This is a genomic window from Amycolatopsis sp. DG1A-15b (assembly GCF_030285645.1).
Classification (GTDB): domain Bacteria; phylum Actinomycetota; class Actinomycetes; order Mycobacteriales; family Pseudonocardiaceae; genus Amycolatopsis.
Genome location: NZ_CP127296.1, coordinates 4,599,737 through 4,618,183, shown reverse-complemented (window position 1 = coordinate 4,618,183; position 18,447 = coordinate 4,599,737). Strand labels below are relative to the sequence as shown.

Annotated in this window: 21 protein-coding genes; 11 read left to right on the top strand and 10 right to left on the bottom strand. The window is 69.0% G+C overall.

Translation table 11 applies throughout. From position 1 onward, the window contains the following. Positions 1-52 precede the first annotated feature (52 nt). Positions 53-676: a hypothetical protein gene (locus QRY02_RS20995; RefSeq protein ID WP_285993230.1), complete on the top strand. Its 624-nt coding sequence runs from the start codon at positions 53-55 to the stop codon at positions 674-676. A gap of 112 nt (positions 677-788) precedes the next feature. Here the strand turns inward: QRY02_RS20995 and QRY02_RS20990 are convergent, their stop codons facing one another. Both QRY02_RS20990 and QRY02_RS20985 read right to left on the bottom strand, forming a co-directional pair. Further along, positions 789-1,274, bottom strand: coding sequence for a hypothetical protein (locus QRY02_RS20990; RefSeq protein WP_285993229.1), 486 nt, complete (start codon positions 1,272-1,274; stop codon positions 789-791). A gap of 502 nt (positions 1,275-1,776) precedes the next feature. Continuing rightward, positions 1,777-2,715, bottom strand: coding sequence for an NADP-dependent oxidoreductase (locus QRY02_RS20985; RefSeq protein ID WP_285993881.1), 939 nt, complete (start codon positions 2,713-2,715; stop codon positions 1,777-1,779). Between the two features lie 88 nt (positions 2,716-2,803). Between QRY02_RS20985 and QRY02_RS20980 the strand changes: the two genes are divergently transcribed. Further along, on the top strand, positions 2,804-3,748 hold the full coding sequence (locus tag QRY02_RS20980; protein WP_285993228.1) for a GlxA family transcriptional regulator: 945 nt from the start codon (positions 2,804-2,806) through the stop codon (positions 3,746-3,748). 565 nt (positions 3,749-4,313) lie between these two features. Further along, complete coding sequence (locus tag QRY02_RS20975; protein ID WP_285993227.1) at positions 4,314-5,204, top strand: zinc metalloprotease; 891 nt, start codon at positions 4,314-4,316, stop codon at positions 5,202-5,204. A gap of 37 nt (positions 5,205-5,241) precedes the next feature. Here QRY02_RS20975 and QRY02_RS20970 read toward each other — a convergent pair whose 3' ends face one another. Both QRY02_RS20970 and QRY02_RS20965 read right to left on the bottom strand, forming a co-directional pair. Continuing rightward, a complete protein-coding gene (locus QRY02_RS20970; protein ID WP_285993226.1) occupies positions 5,242-5,724 on the bottom strand; it encodes a hypothetical protein in 483 nt (160 codons plus the stop codon). After that, complete coding sequence (locus QRY02_RS20965) at positions 5,714-6,226, bottom strand: RNA polymerase sigma factor (protein WP_285993225.1); 513 nt, start codon at positions 6,224-6,226, stop codon at positions 5,714-5,716. The genes QRY02_RS20970 and QRY02_RS20965 overlap by 11 nt, the downstream gene beginning before the upstream one ends. 480 nt (positions 6,227-6,706) lie before the next feature. On the opposite strand from QRY02_RS20965, the gene QRY02_RS20960 reads away from it, so the two are divergent. The 4 genes from QRY02_RS20960 (at position 6,707) to QRY02_RS20945 (ending at position 11,102) form a co-directional block, all read left to right on the top strand. Then, positions 6,707-7,867 carry an IS110 family RNA-guided transposase gene (locus tag QRY02_RS20960; protein WP_285993224.1) on the top strand — a complete coding sequence of 387 codons (1,161 nt, stop codon included), beginning with the start codon at positions 6,707-6,709 and terminating at the stop codon, positions 7,865-7,867. A 190-nt stretch (positions 7,868-8,057) separates the two neighbouring features. After that, positions 8,058-9,623 (top strand): serine hydrolase domain-containing protein, encoded by a 1,566-nt coding sequence (locus tag QRY02_RS20955; protein ID WP_502874224.1) that lies wholly within the window; start codon positions 8,058-8,060, stop codon positions 9,621-9,623. After that, complete coding sequence (locus QRY02_RS20950; RefSeq protein WP_285993223.1) at positions 9,584-10,429, top strand: MerR family transcriptional regulator; 846 nt, start codon at positions 9,584-9,586, stop codon at positions 10,427-10,429. The genes QRY02_RS20955 and QRY02_RS20950 overlap by 40 nt, the downstream gene beginning before the upstream one ends. Positions 10,430-10,628: 199 nt before the next feature. Further along, on the top strand, positions 10,629-11,102 hold the full coding sequence (locus QRY02_RS20945) for a hypothetical protein (protein WP_285993222.1): 474 nt from the start codon (positions 10,629-10,631) through the stop codon (positions 11,100-11,102). Between the two features lie 77 nt (positions 11,103-11,179). Here QRY02_RS20945 and QRY02_RS20940 read toward each other — a convergent pair whose 3' ends face one another. Continuing rightward, positions 11,180-11,632, bottom strand: a complete 453-nt coding sequence (locus QRY02_RS20940; protein ID WP_285993221.1) for a YybH family protein — start codon at positions 11,630-11,632, stop codon at positions 11,180-11,182. Positions 11,633-11,742: 110 nt separating this feature from the next. On the opposite strand from QRY02_RS20940, the gene QRY02_RS20935 reads away from it, so the two are divergent. Beyond that, entirely contained in the window at positions 11,743-12,393 is a 651-nt protein-coding gene (locus QRY02_RS20935) for a TetR/AcrR family transcriptional regulator (protein ID WP_285993879.1), read from the top strand. Positions 12,394-12,584: 191 nt separating this feature from the next. On the opposite strand, the gene QRY02_RS20930 is transcribed toward QRY02_RS20935, so the two are convergent. Together QRY02_RS20930 and QRY02_RS20925 are read right to left on the bottom strand one after the other, a co-directional pair. Further along, positions 12,585-12,806, bottom strand: a complete 222-nt coding sequence (locus tag QRY02_RS20930; RefSeq protein WP_285993220.1) for a helix-turn-helix domain-containing protein — start codon at positions 12,804-12,806, stop codon at positions 12,585-12,587. A 30-nt stretch (positions 12,807-12,836) separates the two neighbouring features. Next, positions 12,837-13,724, bottom strand: a complete 888-nt coding sequence (locus QRY02_RS20925; RefSeq protein ID WP_285993219.1) for an SDR family NAD(P)-dependent oxidoreductase — start codon at positions 13,722-13,724, stop codon at positions 12,837-12,839. Between the two features lie 32 nt (positions 13,725-13,756). On the opposite strand from QRY02_RS20925, the gene QRY02_RS20920 reads away from it, so the two are divergent. Both QRY02_RS20920 and QRY02_RS20915 read left to right on the top strand, forming a co-directional pair. Further along, entirely contained in the window at positions 13,757-14,203 is a 447-nt protein-coding gene (locus tag QRY02_RS20920) for a MarR family winged helix-turn-helix transcriptional regulator (protein ID WP_285993218.1), read from the top strand. Between the two features lie 398 nt (positions 14,204-14,601). Next, positions 14,602-15,111: a hypothetical protein gene (locus tag QRY02_RS20915; protein WP_285993217.1), complete on the top strand. Its 510-nt coding sequence runs from the start codon at positions 14,602-14,604 to the stop codon at positions 15,109-15,111. A gap of 383 nt (positions 15,112-15,494) precedes the next feature. On the opposite strand, the gene QRY02_RS20910 is transcribed toward QRY02_RS20915, so the two are convergent. The 3 genes from QRY02_RS20910 to QRY02_RS20900 all read right to left on the bottom strand — a co-directional run bounded on the left by QRY02_RS20910 (position 15,495) and on the right by QRY02_RS20900 (position 17,778). Continuing rightward, complete coding sequence (locus QRY02_RS20910; RefSeq protein ID WP_285993216.1) at positions 15,495-16,343, bottom strand: helix-turn-helix domain-containing protein; 849 nt, start codon at positions 16,341-16,343, stop codon at positions 15,495-15,497. Then, positions 16,340-16,837, bottom strand: a complete 498-nt coding sequence (locus tag QRY02_RS20905) for an SRPBCC family protein (RefSeq protein ID WP_285993215.1) — start codon at positions 16,835-16,837, stop codon at positions 16,340-16,342. The genes QRY02_RS20910 and QRY02_RS20905 overlap by 4 nt, the downstream gene beginning before the upstream one ends. 275 nt (positions 16,838-17,112) lie before the next feature. After that, complete coding sequence (locus tag QRY02_RS20900; protein ID WP_285993214.1) at positions 17,113-17,778, bottom strand: hypothetical protein; 666 nt, start codon at positions 17,776-17,778, stop codon at positions 17,113-17,115. Positions 17,779-17,880: 102 nt separating this feature from the next. On the opposite strand from QRY02_RS20900, the gene QRY02_RS20895 reads away from it, so the two are divergent. After that, positions 17,881-18,417, top strand: coding sequence for a GNAT family N-acetyltransferase (locus QRY02_RS20895; RefSeq protein ID WP_285993213.1), 537 nt, complete (start codon positions 17,881-17,883; stop codon positions 18,415-18,417). Positions 18,418-18,447 lie beyond the last annotated feature (30 nt).

Here is an 18,447-nt window from a genome sequence, read left to right as displayed (position 1 = left end):
CGTCGGCAGAAGAGTGCGTTCGTTGCGGCGGCCGCTCGAGCGAGGAGGATGTATGCGCTCTGCCGGATCGGTATCGTGGTCGATCAGCACCGACCGGTGGGATCACCAGCTGGAGCGGGCATTGTGGTTCCGGGCTGCGGAACGGATCGAGGTGCCGGCGGACGGACTGGTGACCGGGCCGCCGGACGTGCATCCTGTGCCCGAGCCGTCCTTGCCTTCAGATGGAGAGCTGGTTGAAGGGTGGCTGTGGTGGTGGCGGGCATTGTTCGTCCGACCGTCGCTCACCGGGCCCCGGAAATCGCCGGGCATGGCTGACCTGAACAGGGTCGGCCCGCCGGATTTCGAAGGCCTTGCCGGCTATCCGGCGCTTCGGCACGTGGTCAGCACGCGGTGGGGTGAGGCCAACGCGTGGCATTCGGCTCGCAAGCGGGCCGGAATCGAGGCATTCCGCGCCGCACGCGCCCAAGGGCCGGGGCGGGAAGGCGCGGTCGTCCGGGCGGTGGAAGCCGAGATCGGGCACAAGGCCGGGCCGTTCTCGTTGCGGATCATCGTGCTGCCGGTCCTTGATCAGCAGATCCGCTCAGCCGGAACGGCCACGTACCTCGTACCCGAGCTCGTGCATGCCAGTGGCGCATACGACGTCTGGCTGCGCGAACTCGTCCGCAAGCTCGCCTGAACGCACGGCGGCAGCGACCAAACACCCGGTCGTCCGGTGGCCAGACATGTGGCGCTACGCATCGATTCCTCGAACACCGGACCAGCCTCTTCTTTGCCGTGCTCGCGGGAGGTCACCGCCAGCGAGACAGCCACCACAGGCACGCGTCGAACCGTTCCCCCCACTTCTCCAGCTTCAGATCCAGCCTCACGCCGTGGTGCCACATGAACAGCAGGAGGGTGGCGCCCGCGCCGGTCAGGGTCAGCAGGCTGCCGGCCACGATGACCGGAGTGTGCTCGTCCCCGGGGTCCAATTCCGCGCGCCGCTCTCCCGGCCACACCCGGATCTGCACCTGGCGCCCCGACTTGATCTCGCGTCCCTGATGGTGCTCGAAGGCCTCCGTCCTGGTCACCCCGTCAGGCCCGGTGTACCGGACGTACGCGGTCGAGGCCTCCCGGACGTCGGTCGAGACGACCCGCCCCGGGAAGAGCCCCGCCGACCGGTTCACGTCCGCGGTCATGGCGACGCCGGTCCACACCACGGCGAGCCCGCCGACCAGCACCACGAGAGGGAGCCACAGCTGGGCCGCCTCGGGCAGCCAGGACCTCGACGACGTCATGCCACCAGCACGCCAGGAAGGCCGTGGCGGTTGCCTGGCGCGCCGGAAACGCTCGGCCTGTCTCGTCCGGGCCGGTCCCGCGGCGGTGTCGGCCTCCGCACATCGGCATGTCAGTGCGTCGGCAGTAGCCGGCTGTGTCTCCGTTGTCGGCACGTCCTGCAATCAGTGATCGTGGTGCCCGTGCGCGGGTTGAGTCGTGGGAAGAGTCGAACGCAGCGGTCGTGCGAGTGCCCGGACGACGGGTGCGAGTAGCCCCAGCGTCGGCATTGATTGCAGTTCCGCCTCGGTATCGAGATCGACTTCGGTGCAGCTGGTCGTCGGGCTGCCGATGGCTGGCGATGGGCCTCGAAGTGGACGAGGGCAAGAGCGGGTTCCGGGTCATTCCCCTTGGCCTACCGACGGAACCGCCCGCCGGCCTTTCCGCGACCGGTGACGGGCAGCCGGGAGCTGAGACTGGCGGCAGGCCCTGCGACAGACCACAATGGACTGTACTGGTCCTGCCTCACCGCATGGTCAGCACCAGTTTGCCCGTGGTGTGGCCGGTGTCGCCGAGTTCGTGTGCCTTCGCCGCGTCCGCCAGCTCGAACGTGGCGGCGATCTCGGCGCGCAGCAGGCCCTCGGCCGCGAGGCAGGCGATCGCCGCCATGCCCGCGTGGTCGTGCTGCACCAGCATGACCTCCGCGCGCACCTGGAGCCGGGACGATTCCTCGAGGAGGGCGGGGATTCCGCCGTCGAGCCGCAGAGAGACCAGGATGCCCCCCGGGCGCACGCTGCGCAGGGACCGGAGGGCGTGGTCGCTGCCCTGGGCGTCGAGGACGACGTCGGCGTCGCGAACGGCCTCGGAGATGTCCGTGGTGCGGTAGTCGAGGACCTCGTCGGCGCCCAGTGCGCGGACGAAGTCGTGCTTGGGGGTGCTCGCGGTGCCGATCACGTGCGCGCCGCGGGCCTTGGCGATCTGCACGGCGAGGTGGCCGACGCCGCCGGCCGCGGCGTGGATCAGCACCCGCTGACCCGCTGCGACCTCGGCGGTGTCCACCAGTGCCTGCCAAGCGGTGAGGGCGGCGAGCGGCAGGGCGCCGCCTTGCACGTGGTCGATGGTGGCCGGTTTGGCGGCGAAGGCCCGCGCGGGGCCGGTGACGTACTCGGCGTGCGAGCCCGCTCCGTACGGGTACGGCAGCATGCCGAAAACCTCGTCGCCCGGCTTGAAGAGGGTGACACCGGGGGCGACCGTCTCGATGACGCCGGAGACATCCCAGCCGAGGACGAACGGCGGCTCGCCGAGGAAGAGGCCGGGAACCCCGCGGTGCTTCCAGTCGGTGGGGTTGACCCCGGCGGCGTGCACCCGGACCAGGACCTCTCCGGGGCCGGGCGCCGGCCGCGGCAGCCGGACCTCCCGGAGCACCTCGGGGCCGCCGACGACGTCCTGGCTGATCGCACGCATGGTGGTGATGTCGTTCATGCGCCCAGCTTGCGGTGCCCGAGCGCCACGCGGGAGTGGCATGAAAGCCATTCATCGAGAGGATCGTGCCATGCATCGTGTCGTCGTCCTCGCGCTCGACGGGGTCTACCCGTTCGAGCTGGGTATCCCGCAGCGCGTCTTCGGCACCGCGGACGGCCGCTACGAGGTGGTTACCTGCACGGTCGACGGCCGCCCGGTGCGTACTTCCGGTGACTTCACGATCACTACCGGCCGCGGGCCGGACGTGCTGGCCACCGCGGACACCGTCGTCATCCCGCCGTACGAATCGGCTCCGGACTCCGCCCGGCTGCCCGGCCCGGTGGCGGACGCGCTCGGGCGAATCCCGGCCGGCGCGCGGATCGTGTCGATCTGCACCGGCTCCTTCACCCTCGCCGCCGCCGGCCTGCTCGACCGGCGGCGCGCGACGACGCACTGGAACCACACGGCCCGGTTCCGGGAGTTCTTCCCCGAGGTGGTCCTGGACCCGGATGTGCTCTTCGTCGACGACGGTGACGTGCTCACCTCGGCCGGGGCCGCATCCGGCGTCGACGTGTGCCTGCACCTGGTGCGCAAGGACCACGGCAGCGCGGTGGCGAACCGCGTCGCGCGCCGGTGCGTGGTGCCGTCGTTCCGCGAAGGTGGTCAGGCTCAGTACATCGAGCAGCCGGTGCCGGAGCCGTCCTCGGCCGGGACGGCGGCGACACAGGCGTGGGCGCTCAGGCGGCTGGCCGAACCGCTCACGCTGACCGATCTCGCCGGGCACGCCCGGATGAGCCTGCGGACGTTCGCCCGCCGGTTCCGGGACGAAGCGGGGATGAGTCCGGGCAGGTGGCTGATCCAGCAGCGGGTCGCCCGCGCACGGGAACTGCTGGAGTCCAGCGACCTGCCCATCGAGCAGATCGCCGAACGGGTGGGTTTCGCGACACCCGCCTCATTGCGGCAGCACCTGCACGCCGCGATCGGCGTCTCACCACGGGCCTATCGCCACACCTTCCGAGCCGTGAGCGACCACTGATCCAGCCGGATCGCCCGCCGCCGAGGCTCAAGATCCGCGGGCAGTGATCACGAGGCAGCTTGTACGCAACATCCGCTCATCGGCTACTTCAGACTGGCGGTACGACCGGTCTTGGCCAGGCTCGGTCGAGGTGCCCGGCGGGACGCTCTATTTTCGGCTGCCCATCGGAAGAACGAGAAACCCTTGGTGCGCAAGCAGTGCAACCTGCTTGAGCGCGATCGTGTGTTCACCGACCCGCCTCTTCGACGAGACGAAGCGTCTCGAACTGCCCGTCATCGAGGTCGACCTGAGGGGCAACCCCTTGGGGTACAACGCATCGGTATTCGTCACACTCGGCACCCGCAAGGCTGCGTGCTCCCTCCACCGGGGAAGGCGTTCGGCGTGAAAGTCGTTCACTCGTCCAGTCGATTGTTGACTCCGGGTATCGGGGAGCAGACTCGGAAGCCGGTCGCGGGCGGATTCGCCCGTAAGGGGGGACTCGGGGGGTTGTTCGCTTTCTCTTGTGCTGCCCGGCTCCGCCGTGTCGCGGCCGTTCGCATTCAAGCACGTCGTCAAGGGGAGAAACGTGTCTCGATCATGGAGAACCACCGCGCGGCGCGCCGGTCTCGCGGCCGTGCTGGCCGTGGTGCTCGGCACCGGCCTGACCACGGGAGTCGCCGGTGCGGCGCCGGGGCAGGGGAAACCGTCCGCGCCCGCGAACATCAACCCGGCGAAACGGCCGGTGCTGGACCCGGCGAAGATCAAGCGGGAGCAGGCGCCGCCGTTGAGCAAGGCGGAAATGCGGGCGCAGGCCTACGACTGGGTGGCCGAGGACGGCGATTCGCGGGTGGCGTGCTTCACCGCGGACGGCAAGCTGTCCGGCGTCGCGGAACTCGACCGCGCCGATTCGGGACCGCTGGCTGCGGCGAAGTCGACGCAGCTGTGCGCGCGGGCGTGGCCGAAGAGCAAGCCGGCGCTGGATGTCCCGCAGGTGCGGCCGCAGGACCACTCCCTCGGCCACCACTGGGCGCACAACGGCCTGGCCCACTCGCAGATCTACTTCGTCGACCACACCGGCGCGAAATGGCCGGTGACCACCGCGACGTACAAGTGGAACGAAGCGCAGGGCGTCGACTCCTACTACGAATCCAGCTGCCCGGGCAGCTGGCTGCACTGCGTGAACGTCAGTGAATACAACGCCAACGACGGGATCTACGGGGTCACGTACTTCCCGAACGGCTGGGATTCCGCGGGGCACAACTACGAGGGCGTCTACGTGCAGTTGAACAACTTCACGGTGACCACCTCGACCCAGGCCCGCAAGAGCACGCAGCACGAGCTCGGGCACGTCCTCGGGCTGGCCCACCGGTTCGACAACTCGAGCTGCATGACGCAGGGAGAGGCACCGCCGATCAACTCGCTGCCGGACGCGCACGACTTCGACGAGCTGTACCAGATCTACAACCACGGCAACTGATCGCGGCACCGCCCGCCCGCCGGGCGCGGGCGGCCGGTCAGTCGCAGAGGTGCTTGAACCCCGTCGCCCCGGGACGGGCCCGGAACCGCACCTCGTGCCCGCGGGCGTCGTGGAAGACGGCGGCGTCCGGCGGGTACAGCGTCATGGTGCCGTGCTGGTACGGGTTGTCCCAGCCCGCGGGCGCGCTGCGGGCCGGGCCGCTCAGCGGCGTCTCGGCTTCGAAGTAGGTGTTGCCGACCTTCGCTTCGTCGACTCCGCAGTGAGTCAGCAGGGCGAAGGCGAACGACGGCGGCGCCGTGGTGCGCGGCGGAGTCGATACCGCGAGGGTGACTGGGGGAGGGTCGGGCCGGCTGAGCGCGAAGGCCACTGCGCCCGCCACCACGACCACGGCGGCCGCGACGGCGGCGACGGGCACCCAGCGGCGTCGGCTCGGCAGCTCCGGTTCGGTGTCCGGGACGTCCACAGCGGACGCCAAGGCGGCGAAGGCGCGCCGCAGCCGGTCCTCGATTTCAGTGCCCATCGGGTCCTCCGAGCAGGTCTTCGAGCTTGGCCAGGGCGCGGGAGGCGCAGGTCTTGACCGTCCCGCGGGAGACGGCGAGCGTCCGGGCGATCTCGGCCTCGGACAGGCCGGACCAGTACCGCAGCACCAGCACTTCCCACTGCCGGCGCGGTAGCTGCCGGACCGCGGCGAGCACTCTCCGGTGCTCTTCGGCGAGCAGCAGCCCGGCGTCGGCGGCCGGCAGTGCCTCAGGTTCGCCGACCCGCAGGTGCCGCCGGACGGTGGCGCGGCGCCGGTGCGCCGACCGGGCCCCGTTCACCACCGACACCCGCAGGTACCCGGCGGCGGCCGCCGGGTCGGCGAGCACGGGCCAGCGCCGGTGCAGCGCGACGAAGGCATCCTGGACGACGTCCTCGGCCTGGCTGGTGTCCCCGAGCAGCAGCACGGCCAGCCGCAGCAGATCGGACCGGTGCCGGCGGAACAAGTCCGCGACCGGCCCTTCCGTGCGCGTTTCCGGCGGCACGCCGGACCACCTCCCCTGTCGACGTTCTACGTATTACACGCCGAGGGACGGGCCCGGGTTGACCTCACCCGAAAAGGGTAGAGATGGTCGCCCAGCTGTGCCCCGGTTCGGGCGAGCCGCCGCCGGCCTCGCCGTCAGCCTCCGCCGCGTCGGAGACCAGCGCGGGCCGGCGTGACCGACGAACAGTTCACCGAGGCGTGGATGCCACCCGGGACTACCCTCGACGGCCGGCCGTGCCCGAACGATCGGTCAGCGGCTACTTAAGATTGGGCAGCAGGACCTGGTCCGGCCAGACTCGGGTCCAGGTGCTCGGTGAGTCGCTCCCTCACAGCGGCTGCCCGCCGGTGTCATTGGTGTGGCTCTCTCATGGCATGCGTCTCGCCGAGCACCGCGCGAGGAGTGGCTGGAAAGGGGTTTGTTCTGCTCGAAGTAGCGGTGCCCTCCTTGCTGACATCGTCGTTTTGAGGCAAGGAGAAATGGATGCCCGTAATTATCGGGATGGAGCCGCATAAGCGTTCGGCCACGATCGAGGTGATCACCGAACTCGGTGAGGTGGTCACGGTCGGGAAGTTCGGTACTGATCAGTCCGGTTGTGCGGAAATGCTGTCGTTCGGACGGCGGTTTCCCGAGCGGACCTGGGCGGTGGAAGGCTGTAACGGCGTTGGCCGGCATATCGCCCACCGGCTGGTCCACGAAGGCGAGACCCTGCTGGATGTGCCGGCGAAGCTGTCCGCGCAGGTGCGGGTGTTCGCCACCGGCAACGGCCGCAAGACTGACCCCGTGGACGCGCACTCCGTCGCTCTGGCCGCGTTGCGTGCCCCGAACTTGGCCCGAGTCCAGGTCGACCCCGAGCTGGTTGTGATGGCCATGCTCGTCGACCGTCGTGACGAACTCGGTCGTGCACGAACGCAGACGGTCAACCGCCTCCATCGCCTACTCACCGAGCTGTTTCCCGGCGGAGCAAAGAAGTTCCTGTCCGCGGCACAGGCCCGCGCACTCGTGGCGCCGATCAAACCGCGCGACATTGTGGGCAAGACCCGGCGCCGGCTGGCGGTCGAGCTCATCGCAGAGCTCGAGACCATCGACAAGAAGACCAAGGCTGCGGACAAAGATCTCCGCGAGCTGGTGCCCGCCCGCGGTTGCACACTGCTCGACCTGCACGGCATCGGACCGTCCGGCACCGCACGGCTGCTGGCCGACGTCGGCGACATCCACCGGTTCGGCAACCGGGACCGGTTCGCGTCCTGGAATGGCACCGCACCGCTGGACGCCTCCTCCGGTGAGCAGCAACGGCACCGCCTATCTCGCGCCGGTAACCGCAGAATCAACCGGACCCTGCACATCATGGGAGTCGTTCAGCTCCGCAATCCGACCGCCGGCCGCGTCCATTTCGACGCGAAGAAGGCGGCGGACAAGACCTCGATGGAAGCGATGCGTGCGCTGAAACGACGGCTTTCGAACGTCGTCTACGCCCGCATGCTGGCTGATCAGAAGCGACGTGAGGCGGCAGGTTCGGGAGGGCACTCGGGGACGACTCTGCAATCCAGCGTGACCGGTCTGACCCCGGACACCGGCCCTTCGGACAAGCCACAACCCGAACCTGCCACCACCCACCCTACGCCCGTCGCGACCGCCCCTTGACATAAAGGGGAGCCATGAGCGGATGTTCGATCGCCGGCGGGCCGGTCGGCGAGCCGGAAGTAGTCGCGGGCGGCGAGCTGCACTCTGTGAAGCAGATCACTGTTGAGGTTGACCTTGGGTCAGGCCGGAAGCTCGTCGCAACGGCGCACCGCGCCGAGCGGAAACGGCAGATTCGAAGGAGCAAAACACCATGTCCATCACCCTGACCGATCAGGACCGTGCCACGCTACGAACCGCTGCCTATGGCTCGGTTTCGTTGATGGCCGCCGCCGGTGCCGCCGGCAAGCCTGTCAAGATCGCCACCGACGGCAGCATCGCCCTGGCGTCGGCGACCGGCCTGCTCGGGCACGTGCTCGCCGCGAAGTCGAAGGACATCGATCTGACGGGCAAGTCCGCCGCCGCACTCGCTGACCAGGTGCTGCCGGCCCTGACCGCGGCGATGCGCTTGCTGAACCAGCAGGATCCGGCCGAGGCAGGCAACTTCCGCGACTCCGTCCTGCTCGCCATCGAAGCCGCCCAGACTCGCCAGGACAGGCCCAGCCCAATCATGGCCGAGATGGCTCGCAAGATCACCGCCGCCCTCGACGTCGCCGGGCCGGCCGAGGATGGCGGCATGGCACTGTCGGCGGCTGCTGCCGGGCCGGATCGTCCCGAGTTGCAGAAGGCGATCGAGGAGATCGTCGATTCCGGTTTCGTCGGGGTGTCGCTGCGCGTGCACGACGAGCGGGGCGAGTGGGCCGGCAGCGCCGGGACGGCCGAACTGGGCGGGACCACGAAGCTGCCGATCGACGGACATGTCCGGATCGGCAGCAACACCAAGACCTTCACCGCGACCCTGGCGCTGAAGCTGGTGGCCGAGGGCAAGGTCGGGCTGGACATCCCGGTGGCGGGCTATCTGCCCGAGTTCGGGCTGGACGAGCGGGTCACGGTGCGGATGTTGCTGCAGCACACCAGCGGGCTGTTCAACTTCAGCGGCGAGGTCTACGAGGACGGGACGATCGTGCCGGGGATCCCCATCCCCTACGGCAGCACAGGCGAGGAGTGGGTGGACAACCGGTTCAAGACCTACCAGCCGGAGGAGTTGGTGCGGCTGGCGTTGTCCAAGCCGGCACGGTTCGAGCCGGGGACGGGGTGGAGCTACTCCAATACCAACTACGTGCTGGCCAGGTTGCTGATCGAGAAGGTCACCGGGCACTCGCTCGCCGAGGAGATGCAGCGGCTGATCATAGGGCCACTCGGGCTGTCGGGCACCGTGGTGCCGGACGCCTCGCCGGAGATCCCCGAGCCGCACGCCCACGCCTACTACCGCTACGAAGACGCCGGCACTCAGAAGACGGTCGACATCACCCGCCACAACCCGTCCTGGATCTCCACTGGCGGTGACATGATCTCGACCACCCAGGACCTCCACACGTTCATCTCCGCGCTGATGAGCGGCAGGCTGCTGCCGGCCGACCTGCTGGCCGAAATGCGGACCCCGCACCCGACCGGCATCCCGAACATGGACTACGGCCTGGGAGTGTTCGTGCTGACCACGGACGACGGTGGCACCCTCATCGCCCACAACGGCGCCACCGTGGGCCACGCGGCGCTGATGTACAGCACGCCCGACGGCAGCAAGACCCTGACCGCCGCGCTGAACTGCGTGGACGACGCCGGCCTGTCCATCGCAACAGCGTTCCGGAACGCCCAGCAACGGCTCGTCAACGAGGTGCTATGCGGCGGACAGGCCGATCCGGCTCAGCCGACGGACTGAGCACCGGGCAGGCTGAAGTCATGAGGAACGGGGTCACGATCGGGCAGGCAGCAGCATTCGTCGGCGTCACGGTGAAGACGGTGCGGCACTATCACAAGCTCGGCCTGGTCGAAGAGCCCGAACGCGACAGTTCCGGTTACCGGCGGTACGGATCAGCCGACCTGTTGCGGCTGGTACAGGCCCGGACGCTCGCCGCCGCCGGGGTGCCGCTGGCCGAGATCGGGCGCCTGCTCGACGCCGACGCCGCGGGGTTCGCCGCCGCGCTCGCCGATGTCGAGCGGCAGCTCACCGAACGGATCGACGAGTTGATCACGCGGCGTGACACGCTGCATCGGCTCGCCGATGGCGACCGTGCACTGCTGCCCGACCGCGCGGTGGCGCTGCTGAAGCGGATGTCCGGCCTCGGATTCCCCGCGGACGAGGTGGCGGCGACCAGAGAGGGCTGGGTCCTGGCCAAGGCCCTGGTGCCAGAAGGCTTCGACGACTACCTCACCCATTTCGAACACGCCCTCGAAGACACCCGGCTCGTCGCCTTGACACAACGCGCAGCCCAAGCCGCGGCATGGGAACCGGACGATCCCCGCATCGACGAACTCGCCACCGCTGTAGCCGACCACTACCTCGCCGACCCCGCACTGCTGAAGACCGTGACCGGTCTGCAAGCCCGCACCGAGGCCGCAACCCGATACACGCTGATCGCCCACCACGGCGAAGAGCAAACCCCGGCGGCGGCGCGGCTGGCCGCACTATTCGAGAGCAAGCTCCGCGCCGCCGGCATCCGTATCCCCCGACCGGACTCCCGCTGACCGCGCCCTGCTCCGGTCCGGCCGGCATATCGATGCCATCCCGTTCCTCGGAGTGCCTCATCCGCTCATCGGCTACTTGAGACTGGTCGGCAGGACGGGGTCCGCGACGTCCTCGCTGTTTTTTTCCGGCTCCGGGCCGTGTACCGGTGGGTACCTCAGCAGCGGGCCCGGCGAGCGGTTCCCGGACCGCTACTGGTCGATGTCCCTCACGCTGCTTGCCGATCCGCTTGGGGAGGCGCGGTGGCGTGCTGCGGTCCGTGACCTGTTCACCGCGCTCGCCGACACCCTCGGCACGTTCTATGCCTCCGCCGAGGTCACCCGCGACAACATCTGGTCAGGTAGGTCGGCATGGTCGGATGGTCAGACCGAGCGCGTGGTGCGCACCTTGCGGTCTCTGGATGGATGGATGGGTCTGCCGCCCACTCCGATGTGGTGGTCCTGGTTCGGTTCGCCGTATGCATCGGTCGCCGAACTGCTCCCCGGCAACAGACGTAGGTCGACTTTGAAAGGGGTGTTCTTCGAGTCCGCACCTGAGCCCCGCCCACGAGACCAACTGGAACCACTGAGCCGCTGGCTGCCCGCGAACCTGTTTGCCCACATTGCTCCCAATCCCGGCCACCAGCAGCCCGTACCCCTCATCCGGGCTGCGGTGGTGCCAAAGGAACTCAGCTGAACCTGCGGTCAAGCCGAGACGCCCACACACGCATCTCGGCATGAGCGTGCGTCGTGACAGCTCAGGTTTGAGGCAGGTCAGCTTGCTCGTTCCCAGAGGGGCAGGCGGAAGGTGGCGTAGGTGAACTTGCCGGTGATCTTCCCGGCGGAGTCGAAGTGGAAGACGTCCAGGCCGTGCCACTGCATGCGGCCGCGGTAGCGGAGCCGGGCGAACCACCGCAGCGGTGGGATCGCGCGTTTGCCGTGCGCGCCGGTCAGGTCCAGCCGGCACGCCCATCGGATCGTCGCCCGGGCGCGGGACTCGTCGATCACCCGGTCGTACACGTCGAAGGTCATCGCGCCGTAGCGGCCGGCGAACTGTGGCGCGAACGCCGCCCGGATCGCGGGGAGGCCGCGCAGCTCGGGGCCGCGGCCGGGCAGGTAGCGGGCGTCCTCGGCGAAGAAGGACATGACCCGGTCGAGGTCGGGGTCGTTGAAGGAGGCCACGAAGGCGTCGATGGTCTGGCCGAGATCGGTGCTGCCGAGGGTCATGTGCTTGCCGTTTCGGGGTGGGGGACGGTTCGGGCCGACATTATAAGAACAGCGTAACTTTAACAAGAGAACGTTGTTCCGCTAAGTGTGGGGTTAGGGTGGTGACCGCCATGGAAGCGTCGTTCCAGCGGGCCAGGCGCCCGGAGCAGAAGAACCAGCGGCGGGAGACGATCCTCGCCGCCGCCGGCGACCTCGCCCGGGCGTCGGGCGTGGCCTGGGTCAGCCTGGGCGACATCGCCGCGGCGGTGGGGCTGGCCAAGTCCAACGTCCTGCGCTACTTCGGCACGCGCGAGGAGATCTACCTGCAGCTGACGATGCGGGAGGGGGCGGACTGGGCGGCCGCCGCCGGCGCCGCGCTGCACGGGGCGAGCGGGTTTTCCGCGGCGGCGGCGGCCTTGGCCGACGCTTACGCCGACCGGCCGTTGTACTGCGACCTCACCACGCATGCCGAGACGATGCTGGAGCACAACGTGTCGGTCACGGTCTTGGAGGTCTACAAGCGGTGGGCCATCGACACCTACTTCACCCTAGGTCGGCAGCTCACCACCGCCTGCCCCGAGCTGACCGGCACGGACGGGGCGTCCTTGGTCATGGCAGCCAGCGCGTTCGTCGCGAAACTGTTCCCGTTGACCCGTCCCTCGGCCGCGCTGCGGGAGCTGTATGACCGCGAGCCGGAGATCGCCCGGGTGTTCCCGCCGTTCCGGCCGACGCTGCAGCACATGATCGCCGCGACCGCGGCCGGGCTGCCGACCACCCACTGACACGGCGGGTCTTCACCGCATCGCCGTCTCGCGCACCGGAAACGGACCGCGCCGAACCCGGGGGGTCGGCGCCGGAGACCACTCGTCGTCGGCATGGCCGAGCACGGTGCTGAGCGACCGATCAGCGGCAGAAGAGGACGTTTCCACGGCGACGTTCCCGCACGTGTGGATGGTCCTGCGCAACGACCTGCTCACTCAGCGGCCCGGCCGGGAGGCATGGCCGTCGCCGGATGCGCCCAATCAGTCGTGGACAGCCGACACCACGGCGGCGATCGGTTCGAGCCCGCGGTCAGCTCGTCGAGCTCGTCCGCGCTGAGTACGTCGTACACCGGCGCAGCCAACTCGTCGGTGAGGGCCTCGATCCGCTCTCTGGTCTCCAGGCCGGCGTCGGTGAACGAGACGGCGGCATCCACGAAGCCGCGGTCGCGCGGCCCGTCGACGAGTCAGGTCAGTTCTTCGCGTGACGCGAGGTCGCGCTGGGTCAGGAGGTCACCGCTGAGATCCCACAGCTTCCGCGCGATGGCCGGGTCTTGGGAGAGCGGACTCGGCATCGCCGGGCGGCTGTGGACGAAGTAGCCGCCGGTGGTCGTCGCGACCTCGGGCGCGGTGGCCAGATATACCGGCGTTCCGGCGGCCTTTACGGGAGACGTCTGGAAGGGACGCATGATTCTGAGGAACAGCCCGAACAGTCCGGTCGTGTGACGGCCGAGGTTGGTACGCACGAACCCCGGGTCCGCGGCGTTGGCCGTCACCCCCGTGCCATGAACGCGTCGCGCGAACTCGGACACGAACAGCACGGTGAGCAGTTTCGTCGTCGAGTACGTCCGCATGTGATTGAAGTCCGTACCGGCGGACAACGCGTCCAGGTCAAGGTGCTTGATGTGGGCATGGCTCGACGAGGACAGGGCAACGACCCGCGCGGGTGCGGAGGTGGTGAGCAGCGGCAGCAACAGATGTGTCAGCAGGAATCCCGAGAGGTAGTTCGTGGCGAAGTTGGTTTCGAACCCGTCCGGGGAGAGTTCACGACGCGTCCGGACTTCGGCGGCGTTGAGAACAAGGCCATCGAGGCGGGTGGTGTGCTGCCGCACCTGATCGGCCAACGATCGCACCTGCGTCATGTCCGACAGGTCGGCGGCCACGACCTCCAGATCAGTCCTCGGCGTCCGTGACCTGATCGCGGACGCGGCGGCCTGGCCGCTGTCGGCGGACCGGGCGCCGAGCAGGACGCGAGCGCCACGGGAAGCCAACTGGGCGGCGATGGCGTGGCCAACACCGCTGGTGGCTCCGGTTACCAAGAAGACCAACTTTTGTTCATGACTCATGTTTATCATGAGTCATGTATACCATGGTCTATGATGATCACATGACGAGCCAGCACGACGATCAACTCTCGTTCGAGACCGGGACCGGCTACCTGCTCGCCCGGCTCGGCTCACTGGCCGAGCGAAGCTGGATCGGCATGCTGCGCCGCCACAACCTGACGCCGACCCAGCACGCGGTCCTGTTGGCACTGCGCGAACGTGGCCCCCTGGGACAGCAGGCCCTCAGCCACCTCATCGCCGTCGATCCCCGAAACGTGGTGCCCATCCTCGACGGCCTGGTAGACCAGCACCTGATCGACCGCCACGTCGACCCCGCAGACCGGCGACGACGCGTCATCAGCCTCACCGAAACAGGCCAATCAGCAGCCAACGACCTGGCGAAGTCAGCGACGGACATCGAGACCGACTTCCTCCACGGTCTCGCGCCCGCCGACCGAGCCGAACTCAACCGACTACTTCGGACGCTGCACGCCTCGCTCACTCCCTGATCGCGAACACGTCACCGTCAGCCATCGCTCATCGGCATGACCGGACGTCCCGGCGGACGACCGCTCTGTGGCATGAGGGTGCGCATGACCTGTGGGCGGAAGTATTGCGTCGCTGCCGGTGCGGCTGGAAGCGCCCACGACAGCGCCCAGGCGCGCCGTAACGCTCGGGATGTCCCGCGCCGGTACGCGGAGCCGTTAGTCCTCACTCGGTCACTTCGCGCAGGGCCGCAGGACATGAAGGTCAGGCCGCTGCGCGAAGGCGCTGCGATACGGTCCTTCGGGCAGCTCCGATGTCCAGCGCCGGCTCAGCCGGAACCGGGCAGTTCGGCCGCCTGAGGCAACCCGGATGGCCCTCCCGGGCGTCCGTCCGGCAAAGAACGCCGGGAGGTCGCCGGGATGTGCCAACGAACGTTCTGCTGCCGGGTGAGCGGCTGCTGTGGTCGGGACGGCCACAGCGTCTCGTCCTTGCCCGGTTCGACTGGTACCAGTTCGCATTCGGCCTGCTCTGGGGAATCGCGACCATCGTGGTCCCGGTGGCCAGGCACAACCCGCTGTCGCTCTTCGCATGGGCCGTCGGGGTGGGCGGTGTCGCGTTCGCCTGGGTGCCGGTCGTCGCCAGGTTGCGGGCGCGGCGCAGCGTCGAGTACGTCGTTACCGACCGGCGGATCGTGCTGGCCGATCGCTTCTCGGGACGGACTCGCGCCTCGGCGTATCTCGGCACGCTGCCGCCGCCGGTCGCCCGGATCCGGCAGGACGGCAGCGGAACCGTCGACTTCGGCAGGTTCTCGCGTATCGCTTCGGTGCCCACCCGGTCGTCGTTCGCTCTGATGGTGACGGGCCTGGTCGCCGTGCCGGAGGCCGGGCGTGTCCGCGACCTGATCGCGTGGGCACAGTCCGGCCAGGGCTGACGTCACCCGGACGCGTCCGATTCCACTGCTGTCTCGTTTCCAACGTCGACGGGGGTTTGAGCAGCGCGGGGACGACGACGGCCACAGGTGCCGCAGCGGGCTCGAGTTCGGCTTGATCCAGATCCGGGGCGTTCGTCCGTTGGCGGACCGAGTCAGGCGATGAACAGCATTGGGGCCAGATCGGTAGAACTCGCTCAGGTCGTGGGTGCTGCAGGGCCGGCGCCTGTCGCTCGGTGTGCCGAACACCCCCGGAGGCCCGCGCTCTGAGATCCCGGCGGTGGGGAAGATCCGCCGTGCCGTGGTGCGAGGCTGGGCGACAACCGAGCCGGGGCCGTGTTGAACGAACTGGTGTTGCCGGCCCGGTTGCCTGGGCGGCTCGGTCGTCAGGGAGCCTCACTGAGCCGGGACGCACGCAGGAGGTCGAGCTGGGCGGCGCCTCTGGTTCCCGGGGCTGCCGTGTAGGTGACGATGCGCAGGTCGACGCCGGGCACGGTCAGCACGTCGCAGTCCAGAGTGACGTCACCCAGCTCGGGATGGCTGATCGTCTTGAGATCGCCGGTGAGCTGTCCCATGCCCGCCACTGACCACAGCTCGCCGAAGAAGGGTGAGGCCGCCCGCAAGCCGTCCACGAGCGCCGCCAGTTCCGGGTCGGCCGGGTAACGGGAGACCGCTTCGCGCAGGTCCGCGACGATCGCGGTCTCGAACGCGTACGGTCCGGCTGTCGAGGTGACCGGGCGCAGGTGCCAGCGGCCCTCGCCCGTGCCGAAGAGGGCGCGGGCGAGGTTGCGTTCGGCGGGCGGCAGGCCGGACGGATCGCCGTGCAAAGCCGTCCACATGTCGTTCCACCACAGCAGGCTCCAATCAGCGGCGAACACGCCGATCGGGAGATCGCCGAGGCGGTCGACCAGGCGGCGGATGCTCGGCGGCACGTGGGTGCCGACGGTCTGGTCGCGGGGCGCGAGCAGGCCCGCAGCACGGAAGAGCTGGTCGCGTTCGGCAGCGGAGAGCCGCAGCGCGCGGGCCAGGGCCGAGACCACCTGGACGGACGGGTTGGTGGCCCGGCTCTGCTCCAGCCGCAGCACGTACTCGTGGGAAAGACCGGCGAGCTCGGCGAGCTCCTCGCGGCGCAGGCCGGGGGCGCGCCGGCGAGCCGACGGGGCGTAGCCGGCATCGGCCGGGTCGAGGCGGTCGCGCCAGCCGCGCACCAGGGCACCGAAGCTCAGGTCGCTCACTCATCCATGATCGCACCGGGCGTGTCCTGCACCACGGTCACCATCCGGGCGAGCGCGGCGCGCATGTAGCGGGTCCAAAGCGGTTTGAACGGCCCGGCGACGATCCAGCGGCGGCCAGCCAGCGGCTGGAAGTCGTAGGTCCACCGGATCGAGGTGCCGGTGCCGTCGGGGAGGAACGACCACTCGCCACGCACCCCGGAGACCAGTTTGGCCAGCACGTTGGTGAAGCCGCTGAGCTCGTAGGCGAACCCGTGTCCGTCCACGACCTCGGTGAGCCGCTCGTCGGCCTTGGAGCCGTCGGTGAACCAGGTCTGGCGTGAGGTTCCGGCCCGGTCCCAGATGCCGGTCTGGTCGCGCACCTCCGCGACGCCGGGGAACGGTCCCCACGGCTTGAACACCTGGGGGAGGTCGATCGGCACGATGACCCGGTGGGTGTGGGCGGGACTGGATGTCGTACGGGCGAAGACGGTGATCGGAACGCTCTTTTTCGTCATGCCACCAGCATCACGGGCCTTGCCCGCCCGAGGCAGACACCTGTCAGTACATACCCTCGAGGTCTCGCCGTGCTGCCTTCTGTCCTTCGGCTGGGATCATTCCGGCGAAACCCATACCCAACCTCCGGTGCTCAGGACCGCGCCAGGGCTAGCAGGGCCGCCTTGGTCGCGGCGTGTTGGCTCTGGCCGGGCACACCGGTCATGGCCTACTAACGCCCTCAACAGCGATGTTGAGCCTGCTACGCGAGTTCGCCGCATGGGCGCACGTTGGCACGTCATGAGCGGATCGGGTAACCGGTCGTCATGACGCGGTCGGCGACGGCGGCCAGGGTGATGGCGGGGTTGAGCGCGGTCACGACGCTGGGGGTCAGCGGCTGCCCGGTGTAGATGTGCCGTATAGCGTCGAGGTTGACCGGCATTTCGTAGTAGTCCTGCGCCCAGTCCTGGTACGCATCGGGCGTGCGATCGGTCAGCAGGATGAACAGCCAGTCGGCCCCGTCATCGCCTCCGTCGGGAAAGTCGATGACTCCGTGCCGCCAGGTGGTATCGCTGTGCTGACGCCACAGGCAGACCGTGACATGCGGGGTGGCGAACTCGTCGCAGAACGCTGGTTCCGCCACGTATTCCCAGAAGACGTCGGGCACGGTGTCGAGAACACCAGGCCACGGCTGCTGGTCGTCGGTGGCATGGGGATTCATCGGCGACTCGTGGTCGAAGCCGCGCACGTAGGCTCCGGCGGCGGTGAACACGATGTCGTATTCGTTGCCTGAGCCGTCCCGCATGGACGCCAGCTCCGCACCGGGCGCCCAGGCGGGGTCGTAGCGGTGGTATCGGTCTTCGTTCTCGGGGCGCAGCGCCGGGTCCAAGACGGCCAGCGCGCGGCACAGCAGGCGCAGGTCCGGGATGGCGGGCAGGCACCGAGCGAGGTCGTACACGGTCACGCCGACATCCAAGCAGGCAGCCCGAGGCCTCGGGCACCAGTGTGCTTGCAGGCGAGCTCTCCGCGGCATGACAGTGCGTTTGGCCGTGGGAGAGTTGCCGTCATGACAGCTGGTGCGCCGCTGGGGCGCGAGGTCGTGCTCGAGACGGGACGCCTGATGCTCAGGTCGTGGCGGGTGGCCGAGGCTGTCGTCCAGCGTGAGCTGTGGACCGAACGTGATCCACGAGTGCCGCCGCACCGCCGGATCGACGCGGATGGACACCCCACGGTCGCGGAACTCGAGGATTCGATCCGCACCAGCCGGCCATCGTCGGTCGGGTTGCTGGCGGTGGAGCGGAAGGCCGCTCGTGACGTCATCGGCTACTGCGGGCTGATCGACAGCGGACGAGGAGCCGAAGGAGAACCGGAGCTGGCGTTCGAACTGCTGCGGCGGGCATGGGGGCAGGGATACGCGACCGAGGCTTCGTTGGCGGTTCTGGAGTGGGCGAGATCGTCTGGGTACGAACGTCTGTGGGCCACGGTCCGGGACTGGAACACCGCTTCTCGCCGTGTGCTGGCCAAGCTCGGGTTCACCGAGACCGGGCGGGAGGAAGCGGACTCGGTCCACGGGACCACCCTGTTCACCACGAGACGGCTCTGACACCCGGAGTTGGCCTCGATGGCGGCTCCG